Source organism: Azospirillum himalayense, assembly GCF_042657465.1.
In the GTDB taxonomy this organism is placed as follows: domain Bacteria; phylum Pseudomonadota; class Alphaproteobacteria; order Azospirillales; family Azospirillaceae; genus Azospirillum; species Azospirillum himalayense.
The window spans coordinates 173,504-185,676 of the sequence record NZ_JBHSLC010000035.1 but is presented as its reverse complement, the minus strand read 5'-3'; the positions used below and the strand labels follow the sequence as shown (position 1 = coordinate 185,676).

Sequence of the window (12,173 nt, the reverse complement as noted above, 5' to 3'; positions counted from 1 at the left end):
GGGGCGTGGGCGGCGAACCGGCGCGGCGGGCCTCAGGCCCCGGCGAGCAGCCTCTTCAACCCCTTCAGCAGGCCGGCGGCGATGTCGGTGGCGATGCCGTCCAGACACCGCGCAGTCCACCGCGGCGGCCCCGGAGTCGCTGCTGGCCTGCAACGGCTTCTTCGACGCGCAACTGGGCCAGCTCGGCCTCGCCACCGCGGCGCCGGTCACATGGCCACTTGTGGGCCGCCCCGCTTCTCCCCATCGCCGTAGCGAGGCGGGAAGGGCGGGGCGGTTCCAGTCCGGGGGCGGTCACGCCGGGCCGGTCTTGTCGGCGGGGTGGCCGTCCTCCGGCGTTTCCGGTTCGCTGGGGGTGGCGGGGCAGCTGGCACGGGACGGGCCGGTGACGACGTCGAAATCGAAATCGGACATGATGGGACCTCCGGTTGGTAAGGGAGGCCGCCGTGACCGTCAGGAGGATTTTGCGTGCACCGCGTGCTGAAAACACAAAAGCCGCCTCGGGTCGGGCGGCTTCGGGTGCATCGTGGGTGTGCGATACCTAGGCCGCCGGTGTGTACCAGCGGTACCAAAATCGCCCCAGAAGGGCGGGAGAGGTGAGGCGCACGGGGTTCATGGCCTGCACCCTACGCCGGATCGCCGCGCCGCACAAGGGCTTCCTGCGGGGGGCGTCTCGGGTCTTCCCCAAAGGCATGGAGGGAGGCGACCGCCGGCCCTCCATGCCCCGGCCCTCCATGCCCCGGCTCTCCATGCCATTGTGTCTCTGTGGCGAGTCCGTTCCCGGTCAGGCGACCGCCTCGCTGATGTCGTCGTAGAGCTCCTCCGCGGCTTGGGCGGCGCCCCAGGCGATTTCCACGATCTTGTCGGCCTGGGCGGACAGGTCGGTGAAGGAGAGGCCGAGATCGAGCAGGACGAGCGACTTGTCGAAAACCTTCAGCCAGCCCGGCTTGCCCTTCTCCAGCAGCTCCAGCGCCTCGTCCATCCGGTTCGCCCAGTCGCGGCCTTCGTTGATCATCTCCTGCTTGGCGACGATCTTGACGATCAGGTCGTTGATCTGCTCTTCCAGCTTGGGCAGCGCCGCAGCCAGCGCCTTGTTGTTCCTGGCGACGGTCTTCATGTCCTTCATCGCCCGGTCGAGCTTGGACATCACCTTGCCGAGTTCCCGCGAGATTTCGTGGGACTTCACATCCACGCCGTCGAGCTTGCTCAGATACTGCTTGATGTCGCCGCGACATTTCCCGATCGTGCCGAGTTCCGTCCCGAAGACCGCGTTGATGACCTCCTTCGCGGAGTCGGAGCTGTTGCGCGCCACCGACTTCTTCGCGTTGTAGGCTTTGACGAGCTTGGTGACCTGCCCGTTGATCGCGGTGCGGAACTTCTCGGCGGACAGCCAGAGCTTGACGAGGTCCTTGAACAGCCCGAGGCAGCTCTTGACCATGCCGTAGATGCCGATGACCGCGGACACCCCGCCGGTCGCCACCGCCCCGCCGATCCCGGCGGCGGAGATCGCCACACCGCCGATCTGGAGGCCGACATGGACGGCGGCCCGCCACTTGTACTTGCTGTAGTCCTTGTTGGTCTTGATGATCTGCGCCCACGCCTTCTTGACGTTGGCGTCCACCGCCGTGGTCAGGTTGGACGCCTTCATCTTGAGGCCGGCGTAGCAGACATCCGCCGCGGCCTTCTGCATGGTGGGATCGCCGACCAGACGGCCGATCACCTTGTCCGTCTTGGTGACTTCGGCGACCGCCTCGGCGATGAAGTCCTTGTAGGCGGAGGAGGCGGCATCCTGGAGCTTCTGCCAGGACAGCGGATCGTCCTGGAGCTTTTCGATGAACTCCTTATCGAACTCGACGCCGATGCCGATGTTCAGCTTGCCGCCGCCGAAGGTGATGTTCTTCGGCTTGGCTTCCGCCAGGATGGCCTTGGCGGCGTTGACCTCGATGAATTTCAGGATGGGCATCAGCGTCTCCACACGCACGGGGGCTTTCGAAGCGGTCCGGAAAAGCGTGGCGGTGGAGGATTGCTGGCGCTACAAGCGATTGCACCAAATTGGCGGATCGAAGGGCGCGGCATCTGGATGGCCGGTGCCTTGTGCATCCAACCCGGACCTCATCCCGTCGCAAAGGGTCAGCCGTTGTTCCGCCGCATGATCTCGGCCCTATCCGATGCCTGTTCCTTCACCATGCCAGCCACATCGTCCTCGGCCATGCCGCGGGCGGCGTCCGTGAGGCTGGACAGGGAGACCCCGGCCTCCTTCAGCTTGCTGCTCGCCGCTTCCTCTTCGCCGCTGCGGATGAGAAAAGGATCGCCCAGCTTCATGTAATAGGGTGAGATGAGGCGGGTCGAGCGGGGAGGGCCGTTGACCCGCCCGGGACCCTGCGCATCCGCGCCGGGTTCCACCCCCGAAAGGGCGCGCAGGATCTCGCCATAGTCGTCGGAGCCGCCCTGGCCGTTCTTGTCCAATTCTCCCAGCCGCGCGACCAGTTCCTTGCGCCGGGCCAGCGTGTCGTCCGTCGCCCTCAGCATCTCATCCGCCGTGACGGTGTCGGCGCGGGCGAAGAGGCCGCGATTCTGGGACTCGAACATCCGGCCTCCGTTCATGAAGGCCGTGGACCGAGCCATTTTCAGGCTGCCCATCAGCGCGTTGTTCACGTCGTCCCCGGTGACCTTGCCGCTGTCCACGAGGTCGCCGAGCAGGGTGCGCTCGTTCTGCTTCAGCTTGTTGAACAGGTCCAGCGAAGGCCCCTTCAAGCTCGCCGCCAGGGTGCTCAAGGACAGCGTGTCCTTAACCCCCGTGGTGGCGGCGGTCGTTGCCGCTCCAGGGGAGCCGCTTCCGGCACCTTGGCCAGCCGACGTGGTTCTCGCAGTGGCAATGGCTGGGGCGCCAGCCAAAGGGGATAAAGCGTCCATTGCAGCAACCTTCACGGATAGAGTGATCCGTGAAGACGACTTTATGGTTGATTCTCCCCTTTGACAATAAAACCTTAAGGCTGCTTGCTGTCGCTCAGCGGTGCTTGCGGTACCAGCCGATCAGCCCGTTGGTCGAGCTGTCGTGCCCCAGCGCGGCGGTTGGCCCGGTCTGGAGTTCGGGCAGGATCTTGCCGGCCAGCTGCTTGCCCAGCTCCACGCCCCACTGGTCGAAGCTGTTGATGCTCCACACGATGCCCTGGACGAACACCTTGTGCTCGTACAGCGCGATCAGGGCGCCGAGCGTGTGCGGGTCCAGCTTCTTGAACAGGATGCTGTTGGACGGCTTGTTGCCTTCGAACACGCGGTGGGGGACCAGCGGCTCGATGGCCTCGGCCGGCTTGCCGGACTTGGCCATCTCGGCGCGCACCTCGTCGGCGGTCTTGCCGCGCATCAGGGCTTCCGGCTGGGCGAAGAAGTTCGACAGCAGGATGCGGTGGTGGTCGCCGACGGGGTTGTGGGTCTCCGCCGGGGCCAGGAAGTCGGCGGGCACCAGCTCCGTCCCCTGGTGGATGAGCTGGTAGAAGGCGTGCTGGCCGTTGGTGCCGGGCTCGCCGAAGACCACCGGGCCGGTGGCGTAGTCCACCCGCACGCCCTGCCGGTCCACCGTCTTGCCGTTGCTCTCCATGTCCAACTGCTGGAGATAGGCGGGAAAGCGGTGCAGATACTGGTCGTAGGGCAGCACGGCGTGGGACTTGGCGCCCCAGAAATTGACGTACCAGACGCCGAGCATCGCCATCAGCACCGGCATGTTGCGCTCCAGCGGCGCGGTGCGGAAATGCTCGTCCATGTCGTGTGCGCCGGCCAGCAGCTCGTAGAAGCGGTCCATGCCGATGCCGAGCGCGATGGACAGCCCGATCGCCGACCACAGCGAATAGCGCCCGCCGACCCAATCCCAGAAGCCGAACATGTTGGTCGGGTCGATGCCGAACTTGCGCACCTCCGCCTCGTTGGTGGAGACGGCGACGAAATGCTTGGCGACATGGGCGGGGTCGCCGGCGCTCTCCAGGAACCAGCGCCGCGCGGTGTGGGCGTTGGTCAGCGTCTCCTGGGTGGTGAAGGTCTTGGACGCGATGACGAACAGCGTCGTCTCCGGGTCCAGCCATTCCAGCGTCTCGCTGATGTGGGTGCCGTCCACGTTGGAGACGAAATGCACGCCGATCTGCGGGTGCAGGTAGGGGGTCAGCGCCTCCGTCACCATCACCGGGCCGAGGTCGGACCCGCCGATGCCGATATTGACGATGTCGGTGATCGGGTGGCCGGTGTAGCCGGTCCAGGCGCCGTCGCGGACCTGCCGGACGAAGCGCTCCATGCGGTGCAGAACGGCGTTCACCTCCGGCATCACGTCCTGGCCGTCCACCATGACCGGGCGGTTGGAGCGGTTGCGCAGCGCGGTGTGCAGGACGGCGCGGTCCTCGGTGATGTTGATCCGCTCCCCGGCGAACATGCGGTCGCGCCAGCCTTCCACATCCTGCTGGCGGGCGAGGTCGAGCAGAAGGGTCCGAGTCTCTCCGGTGATGCGATTCTTCGAATAATCGAACAGCAGGCCGCAGGCTTCCAGGGAGAAGCGGTTGAAGCGGTCGGCGTCGGCGGCGAACAGGTCGCGCATATGGAGGGTCGAAACGTCCTGGCGATGACGGGCCAGGGCTTCCCAGGCGGGCGAACGGGTGAGCGCTGACATTGGGATTTTGCCTCCTTCTCGCGTGCGCGGAGCCTAGCACCGATCGGTGCGCGCCGGGTACGCGCCAAAGCGGCGCATCCAACGTGCACAAAGGGCTAGGTGGAGCGGACTATGCGGGGCGGTGGATGAAACCGGCAACCGCCGCCCTGTGTTCTTTTCGGGACAGGAGGTGACCATGAGCGATCCGAACAAACCCGAACAGAATCCGCCGGTTCCAGCAGAGGAGGAACGCCGCGAGGATGAGCGGCCCGATCAGGTGGGGATCATCCCCGGCAAGGTGCCGGGCCGCCCCATTGATCCCGGCGATCCGCGCTTTCCGGGGAGCCAGCCGGACTTGGCGTGAGGGGTGTGGTCGCGGCGGGCCCCCACCCAACCCTTCCCCTGCGAAGCGGGGGGAGGTCGGGAGGGGGCTCGCCGCGACAACGTTCCTCAGCTCCCTCCGTCGATCGTCCGCGTCGCGGTCACGCCTTCCGGACGGCCGACCAGCACGGTCAGCAGTCGGTTGGGGTCGAGCAACCGCTTGGCGACGCGCTGCACGTCGGCCTGGGTGACGCCGTTGATGAAGGTGTCGCGGCGGTCGAGATAGTCGATGCCCAACTCGTCGCGCTTGACCTGGAGCAGGATGCCTGCGATCGCCTGCGTGCTGCTGAGCTGGAGCGGGAAGCTGCCGGTGAGGTAGGTCTTGGCGTCGGCCAGCTCCTCCTCCGTCACGCCCTGGTCGGCCATGCGCTTCCATTCCTGGCGCATGATGTCCAGCGCCTGACCGGCCTTGGCGTTCACCGTGTTGCCGCCGGCCATGACCAGCGCGGAATGGTCCATCGGGATCAGGTAGCTGTATACGCCGTAGCTGAGGCCGCGCTTCTCCCGCACCTCCTCCATCAGGCGGGAGCCGAAGCCGCCGCCGCCCAGGACATAGTTCATCACGGTTGCCGCGTACCAGTCGGGGTCGGCGCGCTTGAGCCCGGTCTGGCCCATCAGCATGACGGTCTGCGCGGTCGGCCGGGTGGCGACCAGCGTTTCGCCCAATCCCTTCGGCTCGACGTCGGGGATGGCGGCGTTCGTGGAGGTGGCCGGCAGACCGCCGAACACATGGTCGAGCGCGCGGCCCAGATCCTCCGGCGTGATGTCGCCCGCCGCGGCGACGACCAGACGGTCGCGACCGAAGCCGGTCTTCACGAAGCCGCGCAGATCGTCCGGGGTGATCGTCGGCAGCGATTCCAGCGTGCCGCGGATCTCGTCGCCGTAGGGATGGTCGGGGTAGGCGGTGGAGTAGAACAGCCGCCGCCCGACGTAGTTGGGATCGGCCTGATCGCGGCGCAGGCTGGACAGCACGGCGGCGCGCATGCGCTCCACCGCCTCCGCGTCGAAGCGCGGCTCGGCCAGCGACAGGCGGGTCAGCTCGAACGCCTCGTCGCGGCGGTCGCTCAGCGTGCGCAGGCTGCCGCCGAAGCCGTCGCGCCCGGCGTCGTAGCCCAGCGCGATGGCGTTGTCCTGAAGCCGCGCGGCGAAGGCCTGGCTGTCATAGGGGCCGGCGCCCTCGTCCAGCGTGCGGGCGGCGAGGTTGGCGAGGCCCTCCTTGCCCTTGGGGTCGGACGCGCCGGCCCCTTCGAAGGCCCATTCCAGGGCGATGATGGGAACCTTGTGGTCCTCGACCAGCCACGCCTCGATCCCGCCGGGGCTGACCACCCGCTTGATCTCGATGGCGGTTGCCGGAGTGGCGATGGCGAAGGCGAAAAGGAAAAGGCAGGCGCCGAAGACGCGCTTGGACATGAGGCGCTTGGATAGGAGGATCATCTCAGCTTCCCTTGTCCTGGAGCGGCAGCAGAAGGCCGGTGACGTGGTTGGTCTGGCCCAGAACGGCGCGAGCGGCGGCGTTGACCTGATCGGCGGTCACCGCGTCGATGCGCACCGGCCAGCTCTCCACGTCGTCGATGCTCTGGCCGGTGGCGACGGCGGCGCCCAGCGTCTGGGCCGGGCCGGTCAGGCTGTCACGGGCGTAGGCGGCTTCGGCCAGCATGCGCTTCTTGGCGGTGGCCACCTCCTCCTCCGTCACGCCCTTCTCAACGAGCGTCCGGATGTCGGCCTCCAGCGCCGCCTCCAGCTTCTCCATGGTCACGCCGGGGGCCGGCGAGGCGCCCGCCGCCAGCGAGGTCATGTCCCAGGACGACGGGCTGTAGCCCAGCCAGGCCGAGGTGGCGATGCGCTGCTCGACGACGAGGCTGCGGTAGAGGCGGGAGGTCGGGCCGCCGCTCATGATCTCCGACAGCACCTGGAGCGGGTAGGCGTAACCCTCCTTGTCGGTGCGGTAGGAGGGCGCGAGCCAGTTGCGGCGGATCGAGGGCTGGCGCACCTCGTCGTCGCGCAGGATGACCCGGCGGGCGGCGCTGATCGGCGGCTCCTGCACGCGGACGCGCTCCGGCACCGGGCGGGCGGCGATGCTGCCGTAGTATTTCTCGGCGAGCGGCTTCAGCTCCTCCGCCGTCACGTCGCCGGACACCACCAGCACGGCGTTGTTGGGCGCGTACCAGCTCTTGTAGAAGGACTCCGCCTCCTCCCGCGTCAGGGTGGCCATTTCCTGCGGCCAGCCGATGATCGGGGTGCCGTAGGGATGGTGGACGTAGAGGGTGGCGTTGACCTGCTCGCCGATGCGGTCGGCGGGTTCGTTCTCGATGCGCTGGCGGCGCTCCTCGATGATGACGTCACGCTCCGGATAAACCACCTGATCGGTGAGGCGGAGGTTCGACATGCGGTCGGCCTCCATCTTCATCACCAGCTCCAGCCGGTCGCGCGCCACGTTCTGGAAATAGGCGGTGTAGTCCCAGGAGGTGAAGGCGTTGTCGCGCCCGCCGTTCTTGGCGACAATGCGGGAGAAGGCGCCGGGCGGAACCTCCTCCGTCCCCTTGAACATCAGATGTTCCAGGAAATGGGCGATGCCCGAGACGCCGCGCGGCTCGTCCGCCGCGCCCACCTTGTACCAGACCATGTGGGTGACCACCGGCACGCGCTGGTTGGTCACCAGCACGACCTGCATGCCGTTGGACAGGGTGAAGGTCTCCGGGAAGAAGACGCCCTTCTCGGCGGCGAAGGCGGGCGTGATGGCGGCGGGGATGGCGCCGGTCAGGGCGCCAGTCACGGCGAACGCCAGGACGCCCGCGGCGGCAAGCCGGCGCCAGGGCCGCTTCCAGGGTGGCGGGGCGGTGGGGCCGTTGGGGAGCATGGGCCTCTCGTTGGGAGCGAAGGGGACGGGAATGCAAAAGGGGGCGTCCCCGTCTGGGAACGCCCCCTAGATACTGGTGCGGCGAAGCGCCCGGAACAATGCCCCGAGTTGGGGCCCCGAACCGGGGCTCTGAAATCGGCTTAGAACAGCCCTTCCAGCGGCGCCCGGCGCTTGCGTTCAATGGTCGGGACGGTGCCGTCGTTCAGCGCCTTGCCGGTGGCCTGGGCCTCGCGCAGGCGCTGGTTCTCCTTCTTCGGATCGACGACCTCATAGGGCTGCTCCTGCGTCTGCCAGAACAGCAGGGAGTCGATCCAGCTCTTGTCGGCGACGACGAGCTGGGTCGTCTCCTGATCGACCTTGTTGCGGATGCCCGGCTCGATGCCGCTCTTGGCGCCGGCCTGGGCGATCAGCGCCGACTCGCCCGCCGTGTGTCCGGCGGCGGCGGTGGCGGCCGTGGCGCGGGAGGAGCCGCCGAAGACCGAGGCGGCGGCCACCGCGGCCGACGTGGCGTCCTGCGGCCGCGCCGCGCCGGGGCGCGGCTCCGGCAGGCGGGCGAGGCTCGGCGGCATGGTCAGCGGCGCGCGGGACACGACCGTGAACTCGTCCGGGCTCGTGCGGTCGAGGCCGATGGAGCGGCGGACGTCGGAGCATCCGGTGAGCGCCAGCGCGACGAGCGCCAAGCCCAGCAGCGGGCCCCGCCCCAGGGAACGGGTGGAGCGCCGCGCGATGGAGGAGGCGAAGGAAAGCATGGTCACGTTCGAGTCCCGTCGTCTAGTCGTCAGGCCGCTTGTCGTCGGGCCGCGTCCCTTATAGCGGCTCCGTCGCGTGAACTATTACGACTTTTCGCGGCCGGCGAACAGCCCATCCAGCACGAGAAGCGCCACGCCGACGCTGATTCCGCTGTCTGCCACGTTGAAGGCCCAGAAATGCCACCCCCCGATGTGGAAATCGAGGAAATCGGCGACGGCCCCGTAGAGGAACCGGTCGATCACATTGCCGATGGCCCCGCCGATGACCATCCCCAGCGCCAGCGCGAGGTAGCGCCGGTCGGCCTGCCGCAGCCAGAGCAGCAGCGCCACCACGATGGCGAAGGCCACCGCGGCCAGCACATAGGGCATCCAGGCGTGGGAACTGCCGAAGGTGCCGAAGCTGACCCCGGTGTTCCAGGCCAGCACGAGATTGAAGAAGGGCGTGACCTCGATGACCCGTGGATAGGGCTGCATGACCACGTCGAGGATCCACCATTTGGTGAGCTGGTCGAGGACCACCACCAGCGCGGCGACGGACAGGCCGAAGACCGTGTAGCCGCGGCTGCCGGACGTGGAGAGGCTGCTCATGGAGTGCTCCGAGGGAATAGTGGGGTGGGGTGGTCGCGTCGGGCCCCCCTCCCGACCTCCCCCCGCTGCGCAGGGGGAGGGTTGGGTGGGGGGCCGGCTCAACCGCCAAGCCCAATCAGAACGCCGGTTCCGCGTCCACGGCTTCGGCGCAACGGAGGCACAGCGTCGGGTGTGCGGCGTTTGTGCCGACCTCCGGAAGGATCTTCCAGCAGCGCTCGCACTTGCCCCCTTCGGCGAGGCCGGGCACCACCGCGATGCCGGCCACGTCCGGCAGGACGAACGCTCCCTCGGGGGCCGTGCCCTCCGCCACGGTGATCTGCGAGGTGATGCAGATCTCGGCGAAGTCCACGCCGTCGAGCAATGCCTTGGTCGCCGCGTCCACGAAGACGGTCGGGTTGGCCTGCAGGGACGAGCCGATCTTCTTGTTGGCCCGCTCCAGCTCCAGCGCGCCGGTGACGGTGCGGCGGACGGTGCGGATGGACTCCCACTTGGCGGCGAGATCGTCGTTGCGCCACTCCGCCGGGATGGCCGGGAAGACGCGCAGATGGACGCTCTCCTCGCTCCAGCCCTCGGTGCCGGTCAGGCCCTCGGGCCGCGCCAGCCACGCCTCCTCCGCGGTGAAGCAGAGGATCGGGGCCAGCCACGCGGTCAGGGTGGAGAGCAGATGCTCCATCACCGTGCGGACCGAACGGCGGCGGACCGAGCCCGGCGCGTCGCAGTAGAGGCTGTCCTTGCGGACGTCGAAATAGAAGGCCGACAGCTCCACGGCGCAGAAATTGTGGATCGCCACCGACAGGTCGTGGAAGTCGTAGGCCTCGATCTTGGCGCGGACCAGGGCATCCAGCTCCGACAGGCGGTGCAGGACCCAGCGCTCCAGCTCCGGCATCTCCGCCACGGCGATGCGCTCGGCCGGGGCATAGTCGGCCAGCGCGCCGAGGATGTAGCGCAGCGTGTTGCGCAGGCGGCGGTAATGGTCCGCCTGGTACTTGATGATCTCCGGACCGATGCGCTGGTCCTCGGTGTAGTCGGTGCTGACCACCCAGAGGCGCAGAATGTCGGCGCCGTACTTGTCGCAGACCTCCTGCGGGGCGACCACGTTGCCCAGCGATTTGGACATCTTGCGGCCCTGCTCGTCGAGCGTGAAGCCGTGCGTCAGCACCGCGTCGTAGGGCGCGCGGCCGCGCGTGCCGCAGCTTTCCAGCAGCGAGGAGTGGAACCAGCCGCGGTGCTGGTCGGAGCCTTCAAGGTACAGCGAGGCCGGCCACTTCAGCTCGGGCCGCTGCTCCAGCACGAAGGCGTGGGTCGAGCCGGACTCGAACCACACGTCGACGATGTCCTTGACCTGCTCGTAATCGTCGGCGCGGTAGGCGTTGCCGAGGAAGTCCTGCGCCGGGCGGGCGAACCACGCGTCGGAGCCTTCCTTCTCGAAGACGTCGGCGATGCGGTTGAACACCTCGGCGTCGCGCAGGATCGCGCCGTTGTCCTTGCGGACGAACAGGGCGATGGGCACGCCCCAGGCGCGCTGGCGGCTGATGCACCAGTCCGGGCGCTGCTCGATCATCGCGCGGATGCGGTTCTCGCCCTGGGCCGGGAACCACGTCGTGTCGGAGATCGCCTGCAGCGCCGTCTTGCGCAGGTCGTTCGTCTCCATGGAGATGAACCACTGCGGCGTGGTGCGGAAGATCAGCGGAGCCTTGGACCGCCAGGAATGCGGGTAGCTGTGCTTGATCCGGCCCTTGGCGAGCAGCGCCCCGACCTCCTGGAAGGCCTTCAGCACGGCGCCGTTGGCCTCGCCCGGCTTGCCTTCGGCGGTGTAGACGCGCAGGCCGGCGAACAGCGGGACGTGGTCGTAGTAGCGCCCGTCCTCGCCGACCGTCTGCGGCACCTCGATGCCGTTGGCCTGACCGAGGTGGAAGTCGTCCTCGCCGTGGCCGGGTGCTATGTGGACGAAGCCGGTGCCGGCGTCGGTGGTGACGAAGTCGCCGGCCAGCAGCGGCACCTTGAAGTCGTAGCCGCTGCGGGTCAGCGGGTGGTGGCAGTAGCCGCCGGCCAGACGCGAGCCGGGGAAGCGGTGCAGCAGCCGCGCGTCGGTGATCTTGGTTTCCTTGAAGACGCTCTCGGCCAGCGCGGTGGCGATGACCAGCCGCTCGCCGACCTCGGCGAGGCTGCCCTCCTCGACCGCCAGCACCTTGTAGGTCGCGTATTCGATCTCGTCGCCGAAGGCGATGGCGCGGTTGCCCGGCAGGGTCCAGGGGGTGGTCGTCCAGATGACGATGTTGGCGTCGTCGACCTCCGGCGCCGGCGAGCCCCAGATGGCGAAGCGCGCGAAGACGGTGGTCGAGGTGTGGTCGTGGTACTCGATCTCCGCCTCGGCCAGCGCGGTCTTCTCCACCACCGACCACATGACCGGCTTGGCGCCCTTGTAGAGGCCGCCGTTCATGGCGAACTTGTGGATCTCGCGGACGATCTGCGCCTCGGCGGGCAGCGTCATGGTCAGGTACGGGTCGGCCCAGTTGCCCTCGACGCCCAGGCGGCGGAACTCGCCGGCCTGCACGTCCACCCATTTCTGGGCGAACTGGCGGCACTCGGCGCGGAACTGGTTGAGCGGAACCTCGTCCTTGTCCTTGCCTTCGGCGCGGTACTTCTCCTCGATCTTCCACTCGATGGGCAGGCCGTGGCAGTCCCAGCCGGGGACGTAGTTGGAGTCGAAGCCCTGCATCTGGCGCGAGCGGACGATGACGTCCTTCAGCACCTTGTTGACGGCGTGGCCGATGTGGATGTTGCCGTTGGCGTAGGGCGGGCCGTCGTGCAGGACGAACTTCTCACGGCCCTTCGCCGTCTCGCGCAGCCGCTGGAAGAGGCCCATGTCCTCCCAGCGCTTCAGCAGCTCCGGCTCCTTGGTGGGCAGGCCGCCGCGCATGGGGAAGTCGGTGCGGGGCAGGAAGACGGTGGACTTGTAGTCGCGGGTCAT

At 68.0% G+C, this 12,173-nt stretch carries 9 protein-coding genes; 1 reads left to right on the top strand and 8 read right to left on the bottom strand.

Annotated features, from left to right (window positions below; translation table 11 throughout):
- Positions 1 to 781: 781 nt before the first annotated feature.
- The 3 genes from ACFPMG_RS17480 to pgi form a co-directional block, all read right to left on the bottom strand.
- Complete coding sequence (locus ACFPMG_RS17480; protein ID WP_376996392.1) at positions 782 to 1,960, bottom strand: hypothetical protein; 1,179 nt, start codon at positions 1,958 to 1,960, stop codon at positions 782 to 784.
- Positions 1,961 to 2,127: 167 nt separating this feature from the next.
- Positions 2,128 to 2,772, bottom strand: coding sequence for a hypothetical protein (locus tag ACFPMG_RS17475; protein ID WP_376996391.1), 645 nt, complete (start codon positions 2,770 to 2,772; stop codon positions 2,128 to 2,130).
- Between the two features lie 232 nt (positions 2,773 to 3,004).
- Positions 3,005 to 4,648, bottom strand: a complete 1,644-nt coding sequence (gene pgi / locus ACFPMG_RS17470) for a glucose-6-phosphate isomerase (RefSeq protein ID WP_376996390.1) — start codon at positions 4,646 to 4,648, stop codon at positions 3,005 to 3,007.
- Between the two features lie 175 nt (positions 4,649 to 4,823).
- Between pgi and ACFPMG_RS17465 the strand changes: the two genes are divergently transcribed.
- Positions 4,824 to 4,991, top strand: a complete 168-nt coding sequence (locus ACFPMG_RS17465) for a hypothetical protein (RefSeq protein ID WP_237904108.1) — start codon at positions 4,824 to 4,826, stop codon at positions 4,989 to 4,991.
- Positions 4,992 to 5,077: 86 nt separating this feature from the next.
- On the opposite strand, the gene ACFPMG_RS17460 is transcribed toward ACFPMG_RS17465, so the two are convergent.
- From ACFPMG_RS17460 to ileS, 5 genes are all read right to left on the bottom strand, one after another.
- Entirely contained in the window at positions 5,078 to 6,442 is a 1,365-nt protein-coding gene (locus ACFPMG_RS17460; protein WP_376996389.1) for a M16 family metallopeptidase, read from the bottom strand.
- Between the two features lies 1 nt (position 6,443).
- The gene (locus ACFPMG_RS17455; protein ID WP_376996388.1) at positions 6,444 to 7,865 is read right to left on the bottom strand and encodes a M16 family metallopeptidase; all 1,422 of its coding nucleotides are present in this window, start codon (positions 7,863 to 7,865) and stop codon (positions 6,444 to 6,446) included.
- A 140-nt stretch (positions 7,866 to 8,005) separates the two neighbouring features.
- Positions 8,006 to 8,614, bottom strand: a complete 609-nt coding sequence (locus tag ACFPMG_RS17450) for a DUF3035 domain-containing protein (protein WP_376996432.1) — start codon at positions 8,612 to 8,614, stop codon at positions 8,006 to 8,008.
- 84 nt (positions 8,615 to 8,698) lie between these two features.
- A complete protein-coding gene (lspA, locus tag ACFPMG_RS17445) occupies positions 8,699 to 9,202 on the bottom strand; it encodes a signal peptidase II (protein WP_014239673.1) in 504 nt (167 codons plus the stop codon).
- Positions 9,203 to 9,317: 115 nt separating this feature from the next.
- The gene (ileS, locus tag ACFPMG_RS17440) at positions 9,318 to 12,173 is read right to left on the bottom strand and encodes an isoleucine--tRNA ligase (RefSeq protein ID WP_376996387.1); all 2,856 of its coding nucleotides are present in this window, start codon (positions 12,171 to 12,173) and stop codon (positions 9,318 to 9,320) included.